A 21,452-nucleotide genomic window follows, 5' to 3' on the forward strand; every position below is an offset into this window, starting at 1 on the left:
GTCAGCCGGCCCAGCCGCGCAGGAAATCGAGCAGCAGCGCGTTCACGCGCTCGGGCTGCTCCTCGTGCGGCAGATGCCCACACTGCGCGATCGGCTCGGCACGCAGGTGGGTCGCCATGCCTTCCCATACGGCCTTCATGTCGAACATCTTGCCGACCGCGTAGAAATCCTCGCCCCAGATCGCCATGGTCGGGCACGCGATCCTGACGTCCGCATCGACGAGGTCCTGCTGCACGTCTTCCGCGTTCGCACGATAGTCGGCCAGCGCGCCGCGCACGGCCCCCGGGCGCCGATACGCACGCACGTACGTGTCGAACGCATCGCCCGAGATCGCGTGCGGGTTGTAGCACCAGTCGGCGAAAAAGTAGCTGAGCCATTCGGCTTCCTTGCCGGCGATCAGCGCCTCCGGCAGGTCGGGCACCTGGTGGAACAGGAAGAACCAGTACGCGCGCGCCGTTTGCGCGGTCATGTTCTGCGCGACGATGCGCGTCGGCACGTTGTCCATCACGACGAGCCGCTCGACGCGTTCGGGGAAGTCCTTCGCGAAACGCGTCGCGACGCGTGCGCCGCGATCGTGCCCGACGAGCGCGATGCGCTCGATGCCGAGCGCATCGAGCAGCGCGGCGAGATCGCGCGCCATGTTGCGCTTGTCGTAGCCGGCCGCGGGTTTGTCGGTTTCGCCGTAGCCGCGCAGGTCGGGCACGATCACGCGATAGTGCCGCGCGAGCACCGGAATCTGGAAACGCCATGCAAAACTGGTTTCGGGGAAGCCGTGCAGCAGCACGACGACGGGCCCCGCGCCGGCATCGATGACGTGCTGGCGGATGCCGTTCGCCGTAACGGTGTGATGGGTGAGTGCGAGCGTGTCGGTCGTCATGGTGAGAATCCCGGTTCGATGCGGACGGTGCGCGATACGGTCGCGTCCGATGCTGTCCGAGCATAGGCCACGCGACGAACGTCGTGGCTGAATCGTTCTGAATCCCGGTGTGAGGCGGTGGCGTGGCGGCTGGCTCGTCTGCGGTCGTCGCGCGCATGCGTCACCGCGCCGCACCGCGCGTTCAGAACGATTCAGTTCGCCGCCGTGACTTTCAGGGCCGCCTTCCGTAGTCTTGTTCTAGAGCCGCCGCACGAGGCCGAAGCCCTTCGGCCGGCCCGGCCGGCGGCACAACCGGAACGGACCATGCCTTACCTGATCTCACCGGGAGCCGGCGTCGCAATCGGCCTCCTGCACCCCCTCGTGCGCGTGCAGTCGCCCGCGCCGCCGCTGATCGCGCTGGCGCGCCTGTTCGGCATCGTCGTCCGCGAGCATGCGATCCCGCTCGTGCCGGCGCCGTTGCGTGCGCTCGCCGCGCAGGCTCGCGATGCGGACCCCATCGACAAAACCGCGGAAGCCACGACATGCAGCCCGCGCAAGTAACGGCAGCGGGCGCGGCGGCCCCCGATCGCGTGCGCGGCGAGGACGTGTTTCTCGCCTCGATCGCCGGCTACGTCGACACGCTCGGCTTCGTCGCGCTGTTCGGGCTCTTTACCGCGCACGTCACCGGCAACTTCATCCTGATCGGCTCGGGCCTCGCCGGGGTCGGCCAGGGCCTCGTGATCAAGTGGCTCGCGTTTCCGGCATTCATCGCGGGCATCGTGGCCGCCCGCGTGCTCGATCACCGGATGCGCGTGCGGGGGCATGGCGTGCGGGCGCGCTCGCTGTACGCACTGCAGACGATCCTGCTGGCCGGATTCATGCTCGCGGGCGTCGCGGCGTCGCCGATCGGCAGCGCCGATGCGCCCGCGACGATCGTCTGCGGGCTGCTGGGTGCCGCGGCAATGGGTGTGCAGAACGCGCACGGCCGGCTGACCGCGCGCACCGTCGTCGCGAACACCGTGATGACCGGCAACGTCACGCAGGCGGTCATCGATGCATTCGACTGGCTGGTGCCGATCGCCGCGCCGGCCGAACGGGAAGCCGCACGCGCGCGGCTGCGACGCACGTTGCCGCCGGTCGCCGGTTTCGCGCTCGGCGCGGGCGCCGGGGCGAGCGCCTACCTGTACGCCGCGTTCTGGGCACTGGCGCTGCCGCTCGCGCTGCTTTGTTTCCTTACCTGGCGCGCCGGCCGGACCGGCGAACCCTCCGCGTCGCGCTGAGCGCCGGTTCCGCACGGCGTTCGTCGCGCACGCGGCGGGCGGCTACAGAAAGCGCAGCAGTGGTGAACCGGTCGACGAGGTCCGGGTGACCGAGCTGTTCGACCCACCAGCGTAACGCGCGCCCGGCTTCGTCGGCGCGCCACGCGATATAGCAATGGGTCGTGCCGCGCATGCCGGTGACTTTTCGCGCGACAAGCCTGCCTTGCGCGATCGCGGGTGCCGCGATGCAGTCCGGGAGCGTACCCACCGCGAGTCCTTCGCATGTAGAACGCGTGGGCGTATGACCACATCATGTCGAATGGCAGTATCGCGGCGATGCAGACGCGGACCTCGGTTTCCCGACCTTGCTGCGCGCGCTGCGCCTTCCGTTCAGGCTGCTCGGCGGCATGAAGCAGACAACGGCCTTCCTCGACGACGACGCGGCCCGCGCGCGTGAGCTTCGCCCGACGCCCGCTGCGATCGAACAACGCGACGTCGAGATCGCGCTCGCGCTTTTGTACGAGATATGTCAATGCGGACGGCACGCGGTGCACCAACTGCGGCGTCAGAAAACCTACCGGTGCGGTCGATCGCGTCCAGTGCATCGAGTGCTTCGAAAGGCAGCTTCATGACGAATTTTGCTACGACAAGGGTATCAGGCGGTGTCGCGCCGTCGAGCAATGCTGAACCCAATGTTGTTCACAATGGTTCGTTGTCCGATGTACCGAGGCACGCACGCATGTGTGCCGACGGCCGGGCCGCCGCCGCATTCGCTCGACGTCTGCCTGTCACGTCGGTGTCGATTCGCGGTGCTTCGCGGAAGCATCGGCGTGCGCGCCGGGCAGCGCGCCGAACATGTGCTGGCTGCACTTCGCGTCGCGCCATGCGGTTCTCAGGCGGATGCCATCGAACATCCGCCGCACCACGGGAAGAATCTGTTCGCCGACCAGAATGCCGAGCAGGCCAGCCAGGGCAACGGCGGGCGGCGCCGGCGATTGCACGCCGATCAGCGCGTAGACGACGCCGGCGAGGATGCCGGCGAGAAGCGAAGCAATGTACGGTTTCATAGATATAGGATGGAATGACGGCCGTTAAAAATATGGATAAATACCGGTCTGGCGTCGATCCGAAAGTCTTGGGCCAGCCTATCAGGTCTGCGTGTTCATCGTTAGCCGATTCAATGAAATTCAGATCTTTTCAGTCTGAATTCAGAGCGCGGTGAGAATCAGAACAATTAACTGGTGCGGTCGAAATTTCGCGTATTGAATGACGCAGGCCGACTGCCGACGCTTCCGACATGGCGCATTGGATGCCTCGCGGATGCGTCGGCCGGGCAAGCCTCATTTTTCTCCGCGTCAAAGGACATCACCACCATGAGCAATCCGAAGCTTGAAGTACTTACTCCGCACAACAGCCAGCTGATCTTCATCGACCAGCAGCCGCAGATGGCGTTCGGCGTGCAGTCGATCGATCGTCAGACGCTGAAGAACAACGTCGTCGGGCTCGCGAAGGCCGCGAAGGTCTTCAACATCCCCACCACGATCACGACGGTCGAAAGCGAGAGCTTCTCGGGCCACACCTATCCCGAGCTGCTCGACGTGTTCCCGAACCAGAAGACGCTCGAACGCACGTCGATGAACTCGTGGGACGACCAGAAGGTGCGCGACGCGCTGGCCGCGAACGGCCGCAAGAAGGTGGTCGTGTCGGGTCTGTGGACCGAAGTCTGCAATACGACGTTCGCGCTCTGCGCGATGCTCGAAGGCGACTACGAAATCTACATGGTCGCCGACGCATCGGGCGGCACGACGCAGGCCGCGCACGATTTCGCGATGCAGCGCATGGTGCAGGCCGGCGTGGTGCCGGTCACGTGGCAGCAGGTCCTGCTCGAGTGGCAGCGCGACTGGGCGCACCGCGAGACGTATGACGCGGTGATGGCGATCGCGAAGGAGCATTCGGGCGCATACGGGATGGGTGTGGACTACGCGTACACGATGCTCCACAAGGCGCCGCAACGCACCGCGACGCCGCACGAGTCGATTCCGGCCGTTCCGGCGAAGTAAGCGCGGACGACCGGCGACCGCTGATGCCGGTGCGGCGGGTTCGATGTGAACGCGTCGCATGGGCTCCATTGCCGCGGGCGGCGGACGTGACCGAAACACGAATGCCGCCCGCGGCATGCGGGTCGAAATACAGCCCCTGCATTTGAAATTGTCCGGGAGATTTATTGCATGGAACCTTATCTGGTTTCCCTTGGCGCGGGTGTGCTGATCGGTGTGATTTACAGCGCCATCAAGGTTCGCTCTCCCGCACCGCCGCTGATTGCGCTGGTCGGGCTGCTCGGCATGCTGATCGGCGTACAAGCCTTACCCCCCGTGAAACAACTCTTTGGCTTCTGATCAACAAGAGATGATGCATATGACCGCAACCGTGACCCAACCGGATCTGATCCTGCATAACGGACGATTCACGACGCTCGATCGCACGAACCCCGTCGCGACGGCGGTCGCGATTGCCGCCGGACGATTCGTTGCCGTCGGCAGCGAAGCGGACGTGATGCCGCTCGCGGGCCGCGCGACAAAGGTCGTCGATCTCGGCGGCCGCGGCGTGCTGCCGGGTCTGATCGACAACCACTGCCACGTGATTCGTGGCGGACTGAACTACAACATGGAACTGCGCTGGGACGGCGTGCCGTCGCTCGCGATCGCGATGGAGATGCTCAAGCAGCAGGTCGCGATCACGCCGGCGCCGCAGTGGGTGCGCGTGGTCGGCGGCTTCACCGAACATCAGTTCGTCGAGAAACGGCTGCCGACGATCGCCGAACTCAATGCAGTCGCGCCCGATACGCCCGTGTTCATCCTGCATTTGTACGATCGCGCGTTGCTGAATGCGGCGGCGCTGCGGGTGGTCGGCTACACGAAGGACACGCCGGAGCCGCCGGGCGGCACGATCCTGCGCGATGCCGCAGGCAATCCCACCGGCCTGCTGCTCGCGAACCCGAACGCGACGATCCTCTACGCGACACTCGCGAAAGGCCCGAAGCTGCCGTTCGAGTATCAATACAATTCGACGCGCCACTTCATGCGCGAGCTGAACCGGTTGGGCGTGACGGGTGTGATCGACGCGGGCGGCGGGTCGCAGAATTATCCCGACGATTACGAAGTGATCCGCAAGCTGCACGACACGGGCGAGATGACGATCCGGATCGCGTACAACCTGTTCACGCAGAAGCCGAACGCGGAGAAGGAAGACTTCGTGAACTGGACGAAGAGCGTCAAGTACCACGACGGCACCGACTACTTCCGCAATAACGGCGCGGGCGAGATGCTGGCGTTTTCCGCGGCCGACTTCGAAGACTTCCGCGTGGCGCGGCCGGATCTGCCCGCGCAGATGGAGGATGACCTCGAAGGTGTCGTGCGCGTGCTGGCGGAAAACCGTTGGCCGTGGCGCATGCACGCGACCTATGACGAAACGATCAGCCGCGCGCTCGACGTGTTCGAGAAGGTCAACGAAGACATCCCGCTCGAAGGGCTGAACTGGTTCTTCGATCACGCAGAAACGATCACCGAGCAATCGATGGACCGGATCGCCGCGCTCGGCGGCGGTATCGCGGTGCAGCACCGGATGGCGTACCAGGGCGAATACTTCGTCGAGCGCTACGGCGCGCAAGCCGCGGAGGCGACGCCGCCTGTCGCGAAGATGCTCGCCAAGGGGCTCAAGGTGTCGGCCGGCACGGACGCGACACGCGTCGCGTCGTACAACCCGTGGGTGTCGCTTGCATGGCTCGTGACGGGCAAGACGGTCGGTGGCCTCAGAATGTATCCGCAGCGCAACCTGCTCGATCGCGAAACCGCGCTGCGGATGTGGACCGAGTACGTGACGTGGTTCTCGAACGAGGAGGGCAAGAAAGGGCGCATCGCGGTCGGGCAACTGGCCGACCTGATCGTCCCGGACCGCGATTTCTTCGCGTGCGCGGAGGACGATATCGCCGGCACGACCGCGTTGCTGACGGTGGTCGACGGGAAGATCGTATGGGGCGCGGGGCCGTTCGCGTCGCACGACGCGCCGATCCCGCCGGCGATGCCGGACTGGTCGCCCGTTCGCGAGTTCGGGGGCTATGGCGGCTGGGGCGCGACGCAGCGCAACGGCGCACCGTTGCAACGCGCGGCCGCCGCCGCGATGTGCGGCTGCGCGAACGAATGCAACGTTCACCAGCATGCGCACGCGGACGCATGGGCAAACGCGTTGCCGACGTCCGACGCGAAGGGCTTCTGGGGTGCGTTCGGCTGTTCGTGCTGGGCGGTCTGACATGGCGGCCCCGACCCACCGCGGCGGCGCCGGCAATCCGGCGTGGGTCCGCGCGCTGCTCGCGCAGCCGGGGGTGCTGCCGCTCGCGCGGCTCGCGCTGGTGTCCGCGTATCTGATCGGCGGCGTCGCGAAGGCGCTGGATTTTCACGGCGCGGTGGCGGAGCAGGCGCATTTCGGCCTGCAGCCGGCCGCGCTGTGGGCGGCGCTGGCGATCGTGGTCGAGATCGGCGGGCTCGTCCTCGTCACCGTGCGCAACGATAGGCGAGACCGGGCTGGCAGCGTTCCCGCCATTCGGTGACGTTGCGACGACCGTGTCGAAACGACGAGTCTGCGCCGTCTCCCGCGCGCGGTGCGCGTCCGGGCCGCCCGGACGAGTGGCCTGTATCCCGCTGAATCCGAATCCGCGCGCGGCGCCGAGCCGCGCGCATCACCATCAAGGAGAAAACCGATGAATTCATTGAACCTGCGCGACATGCTGCGCATGACCGCCGCATCGTCGGCCGTGCTCGTCGCGCTGCTGGCCGGCGCGCCGGCGCTCGCCGACGAAACCCACCTCGACGACATCGCATCGCCGGCCGCCGCGGCGCGGTCGCCAGCCATTGCGGTCGGCCCGCAGTACGACACGACGCACGTGTGCGTCGCCCCCGAAGACTTCGACCGCTTCACCGACAGCTTCGTCGCGACCTTCGGCGGCAAGAAGTCGAAGCAGGGCGTGTTCCAGGTCACGCCGACGCCGAGCCAGACGATGTCGCAGCTCGTGCTGACGCCGGTCGGCACGATCTCGGTGTTCGGCTTCAAGACGCCGATCCCGTACCCGTTCTGCGAGGAACGCACCGGCTATCTCGTCACCGACATGGACGTCGCGGTGAAGTCGGCGCGCGCGCATGGCGCGGACATCGTCGTATCGACGTTTCCCGACCCGATCGGACGCGACGCGATCGTTCGCTGGCCGGGCGGCGTGAACATGCAGCTGTACTGGCATACGCAGGCGCCGAACTACGACGCGCTGCAGACGGTGCCGGAGAATCGCGTGTACGTGTCGCCGGAAAGCGCGAGCAAGCTCGCACGCAACTTCGCCGCGTTCTCGCACGGCAAGATCGTGTCGGACGTGCGCCATGCGCCGGGCATCGAGATCGGCCGGCCGAACGATACGTACCGCCGCATTCGCATCGAATCGGGCTTCGGCAAGATGACCGTGCTCGCGACCGACGGTCACCTGCCGTACCCGTTCGGGCGTGAAATGACGGGCTACGAAGTGGCCGATCTCGCCGCGACGCTGAAGCAGGCCGAAGCCGCGGGCGTGACGGTGCTGGTGCCGCCGTTCAAATCGGACGGCCGCGACGCGGCGCTCGTGCAGTTCCCGGGCGGCTACGTCGCCGAAATCCACGCGCGGTCGAAATGACGGTGCGCCGGCCGATGAAGCGATCGTGGCGCGGCGCGCTGCCGTGCGTCGTGCTGGCGGGCGGCGCCGCGTTGCATGCGGGTTCGGCCGTCGGCGCCGATGCCGAGGCGGCGGGCGGCGCGGCCGCGTCGCCGGCTGCCGCCGCGGCGTCGTGCACCGCGAAACGCCCGACGGTGCTGTTCAACCGCTGGCAGGAGGACTGGTCGGTGCTCGCGAATCCGTGCGTGCCGCGCAAGCCGTTCGACGCGCTGAAATACGTGCCGCTCGGCGACGATCCGTCGACCTACCTGTCGCTCGGCGCGAACCTGCGCGAGCGCTTCGAACTGAACAACGCGCCGCTGTTCGGCCTCGGCGCCGCGCACGACGACAATTACGTGATCCAGCGCGCGAACGTGCACGCGGACCTGCGCTATCGCGGGCACTTCCAGGCGTTCGTGCAGTTCGTCGATGCGCGGCCGTTCGGCAAGGACACGGTCGGCCCGGTCGACAAGGATCAGCTCGACCTCGAGCAGGCGTTCGTCGCGTACGTCGATCGACTGGGGCCGGGCACGTTCAAGACGCGGATCGGCCGGCAGGAGATGGCGTTCGACTTGCAGCGCTTCGTGTCGGTGCGCGACGGCCCGAACGTGCGGCAGGCATTCGACGGGCTGTGGACCGATTACGAAATCGGCAAATGGCGGCTGATCGGCTACGTGACGCGCCCGGTGCAGTATCGCAATGCGGCCGCGTTCGACGACGTGTCGAACCGCCACCTGCGATTCGACGGCGTGCGCGTCGAGCGCACCGGCACGGGGCCCGGCGATCTGTCCGCGTACTGGTCGCGCTACACGCGCGACAACGCGCGCTATCCGGATGCGTCCGGCACCGAACGGCGCGACGTGTTCGACATGCGTTACGCGGGCAAGGCCGACGGGCTCGACTGGGACGTCGAGGCGATGCTGCAGACGGGCCACGTCGGACAGGACACGGTCGGCGCGTGGGCGTTCGGCGCGCTGGGCGGCTACACGTTCGCGAAGACGGCCGGCACGCCGCGCATCGGCATCCAGGTCGACGGTGCATCGGGCGACGCGCATCCGGGCGACCGGCGCGTCGGCACGTTCAACCCGATGTTTCCGAACGGCTATTACTTCACGCTCGCCGGCTATACCGGGTACAGCAACCTGATCCACGTGAAGCCGTCGCTGACCTTCAAGCCGGCCAGCTCGGTGACGGTGCTCACCGCCGTCGGCTTCCAGTGGCGGCAGACGACGGCCGACGCGATCTACGGGCAGGGGATGTCGGCGGTGCCGGGCACGGCGGGCAAGGGCGGCGCATGGACGGGGATGTACGCGCAGGCGCGCGTCGACTGGCTCGTGAACGCGAACGTCGCGCTCGCGCTGGAGGCCGTGCACTTCCAGCTCGGCTCGTCGATTCGCGCACTCGGCGCGCGCAACGCCGACTACGTCGGGATGGAAGCGAAGTTCGGCTGGTGACGCATGGCATCGCTCCGTGCCGCCCGTCTCAGGGCTGCGCGCGAGCGAGCGATTCGACGAAATCGATGAACGCGGTCACGCGCTTCGAGCCGCGCTGGTTCGGCAGGTACAGCGCGGTGATCACCGCGCGCGCCGAGCCCGGCGTCACGTCGTATTGATCGAACAGCCGTTGCAGGCGGCCGGCTTCGAGGTCCGTATCGACCAGCCAGTCGGGCAGCAGCGCGATGCCGGCGCCGTCGAGCGCGGCCTCGCGCAGCACTTCGCTGTGGTTCGATTTCAGCCGCCCGGTGACGACGACCTGCGTCGTGCGTGGCGCGCCCACGAACGTCCACGTCTGCTGGTCGACGCCGAAATGAAAGCGCAGGCATGCGTGATCGACCAGTTCGGCCGGCGTCGCGGGCGTGCCGTGCGCGTCGAGGTAGGCGCGGCTCGCGACCACGTAGCGCCGGAACGTGCCGAGCGGGCGCGCGACGACTTCCGCGGTCGGCGCGGCGTCACCGAGCCGGATCGCGACGTCGATTCGCGCGGATACGAGATCGACGCGTTCGTCGGTGAGTTGCAGGTCGAGGTCGAGCTTCGGATGGCGGGCGACGAACGCGGCGACGTGCGGCGCGAGGCGGCGCAGCCCGTAGGCGACCGGGACCGACACGCGCAGCGGGCCGGACGGCGCGTCGCCGCGGTCGGCCACCAGCGCGTCGGCATCGGCGAGTTCGCCGAGCACGCGTTTCGCTCGCGCATAGTAGACGGCGCCCGCATCGGACAGCGTGACCTGCCGCGTCGTGCGATTCAGCAGCACGGTGCCGAGCGACGCTTCGAGCGCGTCTACCGCGCGCACGACCGACGAAGCGGCGAGATCGAGCCGGCGCCCCGCGCTCGAGAAGCCGCCGGCTTCCGCGACTTCGACGAAGGCGCGCAGCGCGGAGAATTTGTCCATGGGGTCGTCCTTGGGCGGGTTGCAACGTCGCATTGCATGCGGATCGCATTCTAGCGCCGGGTCGCGCGGCAGCCCCGTGCGTGCGCTGCGTCTTCAGGACAATTCAGGCAGCGCTCAGGATTTTCGCCATGGCGCCCGATAAGCTGCGCGACATCGCGTGTCGCGCGGGCCGTTCCATTCGTGGCCGGGCGCGCGTACGGTTCGTCACGGAGAAGACATGAAGACCCTGTTCCGGCACGCGTGCGTCGCGCAGGCGGCGCGTTTGCTGATCGTGGCCGGGTGCGCGGGCCTGTTGGCGCCTGCGGCATTTGCGCAAGCCGGCGTGCCGTCCGACGCGGCGTCCGGTGTGCCGCCCGACGCTCCCGTGCCCGCCGCGGGCCGGCAGCCCCCCGGCTTCTATCGGCAGAAGATCGGCGACTTCACGGTGATCGCGCTGTCCGACGGCACTCATCCGTTTCCGGTCGACACGGTGTTCCGCGACATCTCGAAGGACGAGATCCGGCGCGATCTCGATCGCGCCTTCCTGGAGCCGCCCGTGCAAGGGTCGATCAACGCGTTCCTGGTCGATACCGGATCGAAGCGGATTCTCGTCGATGCGGGCGCCGGCGCGCTGTACGGCGACTGCTGCGGCAAGCTGCTCGACGACCTGCGCGCGGCCGGCTACGCGCCCGCGCAGATCGACGAAGTGCTGCTCACGCACCTGCACAAGGACCATGTCGGCGGCATTGCGTCGAATGGCGCGATGACGTTTCCGAATGCCGTCGTGCGGGTGAACGCGGTCGAGGCCGCGTACTGGCTCGATCCGGCCAACAAGGCGCACGCGCCGGCGTTCCTCGCGTCGTTCTTCGATGCGGCCGCCGCGGCGGTCGCGCCTTACGTCGCGGCCGGCCGCTTCAAGACGTTTCGCGGCGATGCGACGCTCGCGCCCGGCATTCGCGCGGTGCCGATGCCCGGCCATACGCCGGGCCATACGGCCTATCTGATCGAGAGCGGGAACGCGGGCCTGCTCGCGTGGGGCGACATCGTGCACGTGGCGGCGATCCAGTTGCGCGACGTCGACGCGACGGTCCAGTACGACAGCGATGCCGGCACGGCCCGCCGCACGCGGCGCGACACGCTGAAGCGCGTCGCGGCTCGACGCTATCTCGTCGGTGCCGCGCATATCGCGTTTCCCGGGCTCGGGCATTTGCGCCGCGACGGTGCGCAGTACGACTGGGTGCCGGTCAACTATGACGCGACACCGGTGCGGTGACGGCCAGGCGTGCGCCCATGCCGGTCAGCGCGACCGTGCGCGCCGCCACGCGCCGGGCGGATGACCGACGATCCGGGCGAACAGGCGGTTCAGATGGCTCTGGTCGGCGAAGCCGCACGCGACCGCGATGTCGGCCAGCGTCATGTCGGAGGTCTCGATCAGCTCGCGAGCGCGCATCACGCGCTGTTCGAGCAGCCACTGGTGCGGCGTGCGGCCGGTGGTGCGCGAGAACGCGCGGATGAAATACCCGCGCGACAGGTCGCATTCGTTCGCCACTTCCTCGATCGACACGCCGAGGTCCGCCTTTTCCATCAACAGCTCCTTGGCGAGCGCGACCTTCGCGGGAGACAGCACGCCCTTGTGCTCGAGTTCGCGCGTGCGCGCGTTGCCGTAGCGGCGCACGAGATGCGCGCCCATCGCGAGCCCGACCTGTTCGATGAACAGCGCGTTCAGCGGGCCGGGTGTGTCGAGGCTGTCGGCCACCGCGTGCGCGAGATGCCCGAGCACCGGGTCGCGCGCATCGACGCGGCACGTGAGGCCGTCGACCGGGCTGCCGCCGTGCTCGGGGCCGATGCGCGCCAGATACGCATGCGGCAGCTCGACCAGCACGAAGTCGAAGTTGCCGTACAGGTCGGCGTGGAAATGACGGGAAAAATCGCGAATGTAGATCGAGTGGTGCTGGAACCGGCGCTCGCTCGCGCCGGCACGCCCGTAGAGCGTGCGGCGGTGGCCGCCGTTCAGCGACACGCCGACCAGGAAGCCGCGGTCGCACGCGGGCATCTCGATGCGTTCGACGTGCGCTTCGCGCATGCATTTGCGGTGGAGCTTCAGGCCGCCGGATGTCGTCTCGACATCCTTCGCCAGCAGGCTCGACACGCAGCCGAGCGTGTCTTTCGGCCGCCGCGAAGGCGTTGCCACCGGCGCGGCGATGACGGTGTCTGACATGGAATTCCCCAGCGAGGGACTCGGAGCGTGAAATGACGAGTCCAGTTTAGATGCGCGCGCGAACGTTCAAAATGAATTTGCATAAACGTCCGCTCGTCATCCTGACAGATTGCTTTCAATGCGTGTGCGCGGTGAGTGCATACCCCCGCGCAGGGCCTGCGCGCGCGGCCCGGCAGAGTATAGCGCCCTACTTTTACACGCAAGTGATCGTGCCGATCGCGTCCGCGCGAAATGCGCTGGCAGCGCATTTTCCTTCAAGATTTTCACGGCATGCCCGTTTACACTCGGTCCGGAATTCGACATTTTCGTCCGGTGCAAGGGTGCGCCGGACGCGGACTTCCTGACGGGTGAACTGCCGCGTTCATTCGCCAGCCATCCCGAGGAACCCGGAGGCGGCCATGATCCAGATCGGAACTTTGTCGGTGGACTTCGAGCAACGCGACATTCGCCGCCACGGCGCGTCGCTGCGCATCGGCGCGCGTGCGCTCGACATTCTCGAAGTCCTGCACCGCGCGAGCGGTTCGGTCGTGTCGAAAGACGACATCATGGATGCGGTCTGGCCGGGCCTGATCGTCGAGGAAAACCGGCTTCAGGTGCATGTGGCCACGCTGCGCAAGGCGCTCGGCGCGAGCCGCGATCTGATCAAGACGGTGCCCGGGCGCGGCTACCTGCTGGTTGCGAGCGCGTCGCCCGGCCCGGATCTCGTGCCCGCGGCCGAAGCGCCGGCCGTCTCCGTACCGTCGGCCGTCGCGGCGCTGCCGGATGCCTGCGCGTCGTCGCTGCTCGCGCCGCTGGTCGGGCGCGACGCCGAAATCGCGCAGATCGTCGACATGCTCGAACGCACGCCGGTCATCACGCTCGTCGGCGCGGGCGGCATCGGCAAGACGAGTCTTGCGGTGCGCGTCGCGCACGGCGTGCGCAGCCGCGCGCACGAGCGCGTGCTGTTCGTGGAACTGGCGCGCGCGTCGACGCGCGACGACATGCTGATCGCGCTCGCCGCCGAACTCGGCCTCGATACGTCCGGCGTGCCCGCCATCGACCGCATCGGCGACGCGTTCGCGACGTCGCGCTGCCTGCTCGTGCTCGACAACGCGGAGCACATCGTCGATCTGGTGGCGAGCCTCGTCGAAACACTGACGTCGAGCGCCGGCTCGCTGCGCGTGCTCGTGACGAGCCGCGAGCCGCTGCACATCTCGGCCGAAGCGGTGCTGCGCATGAGCCCGCTCGCGGTGCCGGACGGCAATGCCTCCGCCGCGGAAATCGTGCGTTGTTCGGCCGTCGAGCTGTTCCTGGAACGCGTGCGCGCGGCCGCGCCGGATTGCGCGGTCGACGAAGCCGGCGTGCGGCTGATCGGCGACATCTGCCGGCGCCTCGACGGGCTGCCGCTCGCGATCGAACTGGCGGCGGCGCGCGTGGCGACGCTCGGGCTTGCGGTCGTCGCGTCGCGCCTCGACGACCGGCTGAATCTGCTGACGGGCGGGCTGCGCTCGGCGCTGCCGCGTCATCAGACGCTGCGCGCGACGTTCGACTGGAGCTATGTGCTGCTCGACCGGGCCGCGCGCGCGCTGTTTCGCCGGATGGGATGCTTCATCGGGCCGTTTTCGTTCGATGCCGCGCGCGCGGTCGCGACCGAGCCCGGCACCTCGGCCGCGGACATGATCGCGGTGCTTGGCGAGCTGGTGGCGAAATCGCTGGTGACCGTCGAATTCGATGGGGCATATGCGCGCTACCGGCTGACCGAATCGACGCGCGCGTACGCGCTGGAAAAACTGCACAACGAGGGCGAGTTCGAGCGCATCGTCGCGCGCCATGCGGAGTACGAGCGGGAACGGGCCCATGCGCGTCCCGCGGCGCCCGTGATGCTCGCCGACGTGCAGCCCGCCGATGCGCCCGCGCCGGCCGTGGACGAACCGGCGGACGCCGCCGAAGCCGCGGGCGTGCCCGAGCCCGACCGGCTGGCGCGCGCGCTGCTGGAGCCGTCGCGGATGCGCGCGTGCACGGCGCGGGCGCGCCAGGTACTCGACGGGCTGGACACGGACGCCACGGGCCCGGTCGACGTCGCGCGCGAGATGCGGCTGCGGGCGGCCTGCGCGTCGGCGCTGCTGCATACCGACGGCGACGCACTGGCCGCCGCCGCGATGTGGGACCGTACGCTCGGTCTCGCCACGCACATCGGCGACGATGCGTTCGACGCGCGCGCGCTGGTCGGGCTGTGGAACACGATGCTGACGCTGTCGGACATTCACGAATCGCTGCGCTACGCGACGCGCTTCGAGCGGGCGGCCGAGCGGCGCGGCGACCGGTCGCAGCGGTTGCTGGCCAACACGATGGTCGCGACGTCGCTGCATTACTTCGGCGAGCATGCGCAGGCGCGCGAGCGGCTGGAAGCGGCGACGGCCGAGCTGGCCGACGCGGGCGAACCGCCGTGCGCGCAGGCCGCACTGGGCGTCGACATGGCGACGCTGGGGCGCACGATGCTGATCCGTCTGCTCTGGATGCAGGGCGAGCCGGAACACGCGATGCGCGTCGCCGCGCAAGCGGTCGAGCATGTGAAGAGAGGTGAGATATTTCCAAGGGAGAACGCGCGATATTTCCGGTATGAGGCGGGACGGAACGGGATCACACGGAACGGCGCTTGCAAACCACTTGCGTAGGTTGAAACAGAAATATATCTCTCTGGGGCAAGGCCCGCGAGGGCCGCGTCAGGCCGAAGGCAAGGCTCGCGAGGAGACAGTGGTCAACGGTGGAACCGCGTAGCGGTTGTCCCCGCCCTTGTGGTGGGGGCAACACCGTTGTCCACTGGCGGACGCGGGATCTACGACGACCCCTGCGGACCGATTCTGCGGCATTACATCGACGGCTGCGGAGAAGTCTGAGGGGCGGTTACCTACCTGTCAAGGCAGCCTCCTCGGGCTCAATCGGTAGAAGTGGGGCTCGCGAACAGGTCGCGTTGGCGAGCGGCGATCTCCTCGCGCCGGACCGCCTTGATGATCTTGTAAATCCACTGGAGTGACACGCCGAACTTCCGTGCCAGCTCGGCATGGTTGTCGCCGCGGAATTCGTCGAAAATCTGCCGATCTCGCTGGGACAGCCGGTACGACACACCCATCGGAAAGTAGATGTTCTGTCCGCCCCAGTGGCCGGCCATGCGGTCGGCAATCTCGCGCCCGAGCTGGTTCGCCTGGTCGGCGCCGATGTCGGCCAGCTCGATCAGTGCCTGGGCGACCTGCAGAGACAAGTCGACCAGAAGCTCCGGCCCTTTGCTTTTGAACGTTTCGTCCTTCATACGGCCTCCGTCGTCCTGTCACGCCATTTTTTGAGGTGCTCAATCACACGGGATGCCTGGGCGGAACTGAGCCATTCGAGCGCGTCGACGTGCGTCATGCGCTTTACGAAAGCGCCAAGCGCTTCCTCAGACCGGTTTTGCACGACGCCCCGATCCGCCAGCTCAAGCCAGATGCCGCGAATCATCTTCGATTGCTCGTCGTCCGCCTGACTGCGCGCGCCCTTTTTGGAACGCACTTTAAAGCCGCAACGCTTCAGGTGTTCCAGAACCCTTTCCAGTTCTGGAACGGTCAGGTCGGCCGCGGATTCCTTCTTTCCAATCTGCATCAGAACAGCGCGGTAGCTGTCATCGGGCATCGCAAGATCACGCTTTGCGACGTGAATCAGGCGGATGAGCTTTTGCCGAGCCTGAGGCCCGCGATCAGATTTCGAGTACATCGATGTCGTCCGCTTCGAAGGAAAATTCGTCGTATTCAACGACGCGCAGGCCGCTCGATCCATCTACCGGCGGGAACCCCTCGATGCGGCCGGCGTTAAACGCATCCTGCGGAGAAATCTCCTCAACGGTGGCCGCGAGGAAGCGCGCAGCAAACAGCTTCAGAAACGCCTGGAGCGGGCCGTGCCGCTCGATGTCTGCATCACCCTCAGACCAGAATCGAACCAGCTCGCAGAGCTTCTCTTCGGTCAGGATGTTGTGATCGACATCCACCACGATTTCGTAGCTGAAGTCGTGCGTCAGCACGTATTTTTTTATGTTCGTCATGTCGTCCCTCGCAGTGCGATTGCTTTCGTGTCCTGGTCGATCGCCGCACGGGTCGACGCCCATCGCATCGGGCGTCGCCGCGCAGCTCGACGATTACTTGACGGCGTCCTTCAGCCCCTTGCCGGCCTTGAACTTCGGGGCTTTCGACGCTGGAATCTTGATTTCTTCGCCGGTGGCGGGATTCCGTCCGGTACGGGCGGCCCGCGCGCCCACGCTGAATACGCCGAATCCCGTCAGCGTCACCGTGTCGCCCTTGCGCAGCGACTTCGTGATGCCTTCGAGAACGGCTTCCAGCGCAAAGCCGGAGTCGGTTTTCGTCATGCCCGTTTCTGCCGCCACGTGATTGATCAGGTCCGATTTGTTCATAAATGCTCCGTATGGTGGATACCGCGAGACGCTCGCGGCCAGCGAAAGTGCTCGATGTCGCGGTTACGCGTTGGCGATGTCGAGCGGAATCTGTACGTATTGGTCCGTGTCGCCGACGCGCTCGTAGACGCGGACGTACGACTTGCTACCGATCACCTGCAGTGCTTCGCCGATGGCTCGCATTGCCTCCAGCCAGCGCGGATCGGTGATGTCCAATCGGCGCAGCGCGAGCACGCGGCCGGTGTTGATCTGGCCTTCCTTGTCGGTCGCAAACGCCTGCGTGACGATCGCCTGGATTTCGGGGCGTGCGTCCGTCGTCCAATCGCGAAGGCACTCGTCGATCATCGACTTCGCGGCCTGCAAGCGTTCATCGAACGCGATGCGGTCTTGGATGGCACGCTGGATGCGGTAGCGGCCGTCGAACGAGTACAGGGTGACGTTGCCCTTCTTGCCGCCAACCTTCGAGCCATACTCCTCGGCCGAAAGGTCGATGAAGGCCGAGATATCACCGAAAATTCGGGCTTTCAGCTCGACCAGCCCCTTCGATCTCGTTTTGGCTTCGTCCGCCAGCTCGCGAACGAGGCGATCGCGCTCACGGTCGATCGGCTTGATCATGGTTTCCGGAATCAGGCAGCCTTTCGCGTCCTGCCAGTAACCGTTCGGAATCTGTTTCTGTTCCATGTGGTGCTCCTCTCGATGAGGTATTGAAAGCTCGTTAGCGGGTCCACCAGCGGCGTATTTCCTTGCGGCAGAGGCAGACGAGAAAGACGATTCCGATGGCGATAACGACGGCGTCGCTCATATCAGTAGGCTTTGCCGCCTTCAGCGAGTCGGTTTTCGGGCTTGTGGTCCGGACGCTGCGCATTGAAGGCCAGTTTCTCAACGATCGCGCCAGCTACGTCGTATTGCTTCGCGCCGGCCAGGTCGAATATCCGAATCACCGCGTCCGCGAGTTCGACTTCGATCATCGGGCGATGGGGAAGCTTGTCGTCCATCAAACCCTTTCGATGACCTTCCATTGCCTCGGCGACTTCGGAAACGATCAACATCAGCTTCTCTGGTACGTTGTTCGCGGCTCGCAGGTCGGTGCCGGTCTTCAGGTCCGTCCACCACCCAGACTGAAACGATGCGCCGAAGCAGCAATCCGTAAGTGCCTGAGCTGCGTGCAGAAGGTGTTCGTTACTCGCTTGCATGTTGTGCTCCTTGAAAATCGGTGGGTAAGGCATGAGTCGTTGAATCAGGAACCATCCGAGAAACCGACTTATCCAGCTACCTCCCATGTCACTCGGACGCTCATGAAAACGACGTAGGCAAACTGACGATTGCCTTGCCGCTGGACAGTGACGCCGCCCGCACGCTCGCGCAGCACGTCGGACGACTTCGCGAGGTACGGGCCGATCTGGATCGTCGGCCGGCCGCCGTCGCGCGGCGAGATCTCTTCGGCCAGCACGCGGTAGCCCAGGCCGCGCAGCGCCCGCGCGCAAGCGTTCAGCAACGTGAGACGCGAGACGCACTCCGCGTCGAAAACCCGCGTGCCGTCAGGCAGCAGACTTCGCGGTGCGGGCAGGTTCATTTGCACGATGGCGCCCATGTCAGACTCCCTTGATCACGTCGGCGGTGACGACCGGCACGCCCAGGCCCGCGGCGAGATTCATCGCGGCCGTCAGGAGGTTTCCGACCGCGAGCGGGTACAGCAGCGACACCGTTTCGGCACGATCGCGTCGCGTGCTGGTCATCGTGAGCCGAGTGCGCAGCGCGTCGACGCCGCTTGCGTCGATCACGTCGCCGACCGGCTTGTCGAGACGGCCGAACTTGAACCGGAGGTATTCGTCCAGGCGCGGGCCGTCGAGCGGGGCCAGCTCGACCATTTCGCATCGCTGCACGACTTCCCGGACGTCCTGGTTGCGCTCGGACAGCTTGACCTTCAGCTCCGGCTGGCCGATCAGGATGATGGACAGCAGCTTCTTAAATCCCATCTCCAACTCGAAGAAGCGCTTCAGGTGCTTGAGCGTCGCGATCGGCAGCGCGTGCGCTTCGTCGATCACGAGGCAATGCTGGTAGCCCGCCGCGTGGCTTTCCTTCAGGGCCTTGTGGAGCTGCGCGAAGCGGGCTTCCGGGCTGCTCTTGACCTTCTCCAGCGGGGCCACGGCGGCCATGATTGCTTCCGCGATGTGCGTCGCCTTCAGCGTCTTGCCTTTCTGGTCGTTGTCCTCCATCGCCAGCACGTACGGCTTGATGACGATGATCGGATGACTCTCGCGCATCACGCGGTCTTCGAGGTCGCGCATCAGCGTCGTCTTGCCGCCGCCCGATTCCGCGACGACGGCCAGGAGCCCGCCATGCTTCGCAGTCTGGAACATTGCCTCGCGCACGTAGCGAATATCGGGGCTGACGAACATGTCTTCGTGCGACTGGATGTCATCCGCGAACGGGTCACGGAACAGGCCGAAGTGCTTACGGGTGGCTGGTGCGAGAACCTGTTTGCGCAGTAACATGGATTCCTCCTGGTTGAGATCGGTATTGCTGTTCGGCTGGGAGACCGGGTGGCCCGTCGTATCCGCCAAGACATCGGTCGGGCCACCCACCTTTTGCACTTCATCAAAAACACCTGGGCCTGCGTCCGACACCCCTTTGTTTTCCAGGTAGTCGAGAATTCGCTCCCGCAGGTCGAGGTCGTCGAGGCTGCGCGGCCATACGCCGTGATTCACGATCTGAGCGACCGCCGCCTGCGACAGATTCAGGTGTTCCGCAAGTTCGGCCTGCTTGATAGAGGCGCGTTGCAGAACGCTTTTCAGGACCAACATCATTGACCTCCTGCCGCTGCGCGAACGAGCTGCAGCGGTTGCTGTTGACCCGCTCGCGGGCCGGTAAGCTCGGCGACGATCGCGTCGAGCTGCTCTTGCGGTACGCCGTCCGGATAGCGCTGTTGCAGCCAGCGGAACCGGTCCGCGCTCCAGTCGACGCCGGCAGCTTCGACAGCGGCCTTGATCTGCTTTGCCGCCTCGATCAGCGAGAGCGGCGCGAGTTCGACGCGCGGCGCAACGAGGTCGTGTTCCGTGCCGCGGCGCGGCAGGTACGTCGGAAGATCGGCTTTGTCGAGGTGCTTGTACGGGTCGAGACGGCCGCCGAACGGCAGTGCCTTGCCCTTGCGAGCGGCTTCAGCGTCGGCAGGAGTCGACGTACCTGTCACGAGCTGCTCGATCTCTCGAAGCGCATGCTGCGCTGGCGTATCGGCGTGCCGCCGGTAGCTTTCGCCGATCACTGCGGCAGTCTCGGCATAGCCGAAATCGCCACGTACGATGAGCGGAACGACGAAGTACGTCTCGCGCCCGTCCTCGCCAGTCAGGACCACCTGGGCGGCATCGTCACGCCACGGATTGCGCGTGATCATCAGCTTCTCGCCGACCATGACGCCCGGCACCGACGACACGTCGTATTCCTCGCCACGGAACGACACGCGCAGCTTCGGCGTGACCTTCCGACTTTCCGGCGAGGCAACCGCCAATTCGCGGCACACATCGATCGACGGCGCCTTGATGAGTTGCTGGGCGGTAATGCGCATCCATGCCTCACTACGCGTCGCACCATGCCGGCTGTGCGTTTCAGTGGCGTTGAAGTGCATACGCCAGCGTTTCGCAAGCGCGTTCAGCTCGTCGAGGCTGTTCACCGGCTGAAACTTGAGGCCCGGTTCGAACTTGCGCTCGATGAGGTTCCGCGCGTTCTCAACCTGTCCGGTGGCACGGGCGTTGCCAACCTTGTGGACAATCAGCTCGATTCCGAGCGAGCGGCACAGGTTGCGCGTCATGGACGCCGTGTTCGCCGATCCGGCGTCGAGCATCAGAATGCGTGGCACACCGTGCAGCAGGTCGGCCCCGCCGCGCTCCTGCATAGCGTTGATGAGCGTCGAGCAGAGGTTCTCGCCCGATTCCGCACCCATGACGTACTCGGTGTAAATCCAGTCGCTCGCGTGGTCGGAGATTTCGTAGCTCCACACACGATCGGCCGCGATCCGGGCGAGGTTCTTTGGCTTGTTCTTGTAGAACTCAGCGTGATCCATCACGCGCAGGCCGTTCGCACGGGCATCGGCTACCGGCTTCAGGTAGTACAGCACGCACAGGCTCGCGTCGATCTGCCACACGTGATTCGGATGCAGGCTTGCCAGTTCAGTCACTGGGGCCGGTGCGAGCAGTTGGTCGGGATGGACGCCATACATGCGTAGCGCGCGTTGAATCGCGCTATCGGACAACGGCCGCAGCTCGCCGGTGGACTCGTCGAGAAATTCAGCCCGGATCATGCCATTCGCGCGCAAAATCTCCGCCGCGTCACCGACCGTATACAGGCGCTTGCCGTTCTTACGCGTCGACTCCATGAGCGTTGCTGAAATCAGCATCGCTTCGTCGCGCGTCAACGAGCTTTGACCGGCGTCGACACGGCGTTTGCGTTGCGTGGTCACGGTGGCTTCCTTCAGTTTGCGCATCAGGGTGGTGAAAGACAGGCCCAGCTCGCGGCAGGCCGCGTCGTAGATCGCACCTTTTTTGCCGTGGCCGGCCGCGCGCGCTGCCTGGGCGACAGCCACAATGCGTTCGTTCAAGACGGCACTCATCGTCGCGAGC

Annotated in this window: 21 protein-coding genes and 3 pseudogenes; 10 read left to right on the plus strand and 14 right to left on the minus strand. The window is 66.2% G+C overall.

Annotated features, from left to right (window positions below; all coding sequences use genetic code 11):
• Nucleotide 1: 1 nt before the first annotated feature.
• On the minus strand, nt 2–877 hold the full coding sequence (locus tag DTA15_RS33260; RefSeq protein ID WP_006484390.1) for an alpha/beta fold hydrolase: 876 nt from the start codon (nt 875–877) through the stop codon (nt 2–4).
• Between the two features lie 303 nt (nt 878–1,180).
• Between DTA15_RS33260 and DTA15_RS33265 the strand changes: the two genes are divergently transcribed.
• Both DTA15_RS33265 and DTA15_RS33270 read left to right on the plus strand, forming a co-directional pair.
• Complete coding sequence (locus tag DTA15_RS33265; protein ID WP_006484380.1) at nt 1,181–1,417, plus strand: DUF1427 family protein; 237 nt, start codon at nt 1,181–1,183, stop codon at nt 1,415–1,417.
• Nucleotides 1,399–2,136 carry a YoaK family protein gene (locus tag DTA15_RS33270; RefSeq protein ID WP_006484378.1) on the plus strand — a complete coding sequence of 246 codons (738 nt, stop codon included), beginning with the start codon at nt 1,399–1,401 and terminating at the stop codon, nt 2,134–2,136. Before DTA15_RS33265 ends, DTA15_RS33270 begins: the two co-directional genes overlap by 19 nt.
• Here DTA15_RS33270 and DTA15_RS39310 read toward each other — a convergent pair.
• A pseudogene (locus DTA15_RS39310) lies at nt 2,090–2,745 on the minus strand (LysR family transcriptional regulator). The gene DTA15_RS33270 and the pseudogene DTA15_RS39310 overlap by 47 nt on opposite strands.
• 158 nt (nt 2,746–2,903) lie before the next feature.
• The gene (locus tag DTA15_RS33280) at nt 2,904–3,182 is read right to left on the minus strand and encodes a XapX domain-containing protein (RefSeq protein WP_006484374.1); all 279 of its coding nucleotides are present in this window, start codon (nt 3,180–3,182) and stop codon (nt 2,904–2,906) included.
• A gap of 306 nt (nt 3,183–3,488) precedes the next feature.
• Between DTA15_RS33280 and DTA15_RS33285 the strand changes: the two genes are divergently transcribed.
• The 6 genes and pseudogenes from DTA15_RS33285 to DTA15_RS33310 all read left to right on the plus strand — a co-directional run bounded on the left by DTA15_RS33285 (nt 3,489) and on the right by DTA15_RS33310 (nt 9,294).
• The gene (locus DTA15_RS33285) at nt 3,489–4,175 is read left to right on the plus strand and encodes a hydrolase (RefSeq protein ID WP_006498490.1); all 687 of its coding nucleotides are present in this window, start codon (nt 3,489–3,491) and stop codon (nt 4,173–4,175) included.
• A 168-nt stretch (nt 4,176–4,343) separates the two neighbouring features.
• Entirely contained in the window at nt 4,344–4,511 is a 168-nt protein-coding gene (locus tag DTA15_RS33290) for a DUF1427 family protein (protein WP_006484386.1), read from the plus strand.
• A 19-nt stretch (nt 4,512–4,530) separates the two neighbouring features.
• Complete coding sequence (locus DTA15_RS33295; RefSeq protein WP_012493776.1) at nt 4,531–6,420, plus strand: amidohydrolase; 1,890 nt, start codon at nt 4,531–4,533, stop codon at nt 6,418–6,420.
• A 1-nt stretch (nt 6,421) separates the two neighbouring features.
• Nucleotides 6,422–6,703 (plus strand): annotated as a pseudogene (locus DTA15_RS33300) (DoxX family protein); the annotation flags it as partial.
• A 165-nt stretch (nt 6,704–6,868) separates the two neighbouring features.
• Entirely contained in the window at nt 6,869–7,822 is a 954-nt protein-coding gene (locus tag DTA15_RS33305; RefSeq protein ID WP_006483423.1) for a VOC family protein, read from the plus strand.
• A 14-nt stretch (nt 7,823–7,836) separates the two neighbouring features.
• The gene (locus tag DTA15_RS33310) at nt 7,837–9,294 is read left to right on the plus strand and encodes an alginate export family protein (protein WP_012493774.1); all 1,458 of its coding nucleotides are present in this window, start codon (nt 7,837–7,839) and stop codon (nt 9,292–9,294) included.
• Between the two features lie 28 nt (nt 9,295–9,322).
• On the opposite strand, the gene DTA15_RS33315 is transcribed toward DTA15_RS33310, so the two are convergent.
• Complete coding sequence (locus tag DTA15_RS33315) at nt 9,323–10,228, minus strand: LysR family transcriptional regulator (protein ID WP_006485988.1); 906 nt, start codon at nt 10,226–10,228, stop codon at nt 9,323–9,325.
• Nucleotides 10,229–10,445: 217 nt separating this feature from the next.
• Between DTA15_RS33315 and DTA15_RS33320 the strand changes: the two genes are divergently transcribed.
• The gene (locus DTA15_RS33320; RefSeq protein ID WP_006485987.1) at nt 10,446–11,480 is read left to right on the plus strand and encodes an MBL fold metallo-hydrolase; all 1,035 of its coding nucleotides are present in this window, start codon (nt 10,446–10,448) and stop codon (nt 11,478–11,480) included.
• A gap of 24 nt (nt 11,481–11,504) precedes the next feature.
• Here the strand turns inward: DTA15_RS33320 and DTA15_RS33325 are convergent, their stop codons facing one another.
• Entirely contained in the window at nt 11,505–12,425 is a 921-nt protein-coding gene (locus tag DTA15_RS33325; protein ID WP_006485986.1) for a helix-turn-helix domain-containing protein, read from the minus strand.
• Between the two features lie 398 nt (nt 12,426–12,823).
• On the opposite strand from DTA15_RS33325, the pseudogene DTA15_RS33330 reads away from it, so the two are divergent.
• Nucleotides 12,824–14,983: pseudogene (locus tag DTA15_RS33330) on the plus strand (ATP-binding protein); the annotation flags it as partial.
• Nucleotides 14,984–15,339: 356 nt separating this feature from the next.
• On the opposite strand, the gene DTA15_RS33335 reads toward DTA15_RS33330, so the two are convergent.
• The 9 genes from DTA15_RS33335 to DTA15_RS33375 all read right to left on the minus strand — a co-directional run bounded on the left by DTA15_RS33335 (nt 15,340) and on the right by DTA15_RS33375 (nt 21,442).
• Complete coding sequence (locus tag DTA15_RS33335) at nt 15,340–15,711, minus strand: Mor transcription activator family protein (RefSeq protein ID WP_006485401.1); 372 nt, start codon at nt 15,709–15,711, stop codon at nt 15,340–15,342.
• On the minus strand, nt 15,708–16,148 hold the full coding sequence (locus DTA15_RS33340) for a gp16 family protein (RefSeq protein ID WP_006485388.1): 441 nt from the start codon (nt 16,146–16,148) through the stop codon (nt 15,708–15,710). The genes DTA15_RS33335 and DTA15_RS33340 overlap by 4 nt, the downstream gene beginning before the upstream one ends.
• Complete coding sequence (locus tag DTA15_RS33345; RefSeq protein WP_012493773.1) at nt 16,132–16,473, minus strand: DUF2528 family protein; 342 nt, start codon at nt 16,471–16,473, stop codon at nt 16,132–16,134. Before DTA15_RS33345 ends, DTA15_RS33340 begins: the two co-directional genes overlap by 17 nt.
• A 93-nt stretch (nt 16,474–16,566) precedes the next feature.
• Nucleotides 16,567–16,839, minus strand: a complete 273-nt coding sequence (locus tag DTA15_RS33350; protein ID WP_006485362.1) for an HU family DNA-binding protein — start codon at nt 16,837–16,839, stop codon at nt 16,567–16,569.
• A 63-nt stretch (nt 16,840–16,902) separates the two neighbouring features.
• Nucleotides 16,903–17,520: a DUF3164 family protein gene (locus DTA15_RS33355; protein ID WP_006485364.1), complete on the minus strand. Its 618-nt coding sequence runs from the start codon at nt 17,518–17,520 to the stop codon at nt 16,903–16,905.
• A 122-nt stretch (nt 17,521–17,642) separates the two neighbouring features.
• Complete coding sequence (locus tag DTA15_RS33360; RefSeq protein ID WP_006485368.1) at nt 17,643–18,032, minus strand: nucleoside triphosphate pyrophosphohydrolase family protein; 390 nt, start codon at nt 18,030–18,032, stop codon at nt 17,643–17,645.
• Nucleotides 18,033–18,100: 68 nt separating this feature from the next.
• The gene (locus DTA15_RS33365) at nt 18,101–18,430 is read right to left on the minus strand and encodes a hypothetical protein (protein WP_006485359.1); all 330 of its coding nucleotides are present in this window, start codon (nt 18,428–18,430) and stop codon (nt 18,101–18,103) included.
• Between the two features lies 1 nt (nt 18,431).
• Nucleotides 18,432–19,646, minus strand: a complete 1,215-nt coding sequence (locus DTA15_RS33370; protein ID WP_006485392.1) for an AAA family ATPase — start codon at nt 19,644–19,646, stop codon at nt 18,432–18,434.
• Nucleotides 19,643–21,442, minus strand: coding sequence for a DDE-type integrase/transposase/recombinase (locus DTA15_RS33375; protein WP_006485354.1), 1,800 nt, complete (start codon nt 21,440–21,442; stop codon nt 19,643–19,645). The genes DTA15_RS33370 and DTA15_RS33375 overlap by 4 nt, the downstream gene beginning before the upstream one ends.
• Nucleotides 21,443–21,452: the final 10 nt, after the last annotated feature.

Source organism: Burkholderia cenocepacia (assembly GCF_900446215.1).
In the GTDB taxonomy this organism is placed as follows: domain Bacteria; phylum Pseudomonadota; class Gammaproteobacteria; order Burkholderiales; family Burkholderiaceae; genus Burkholderia; species Burkholderia cenocepacia.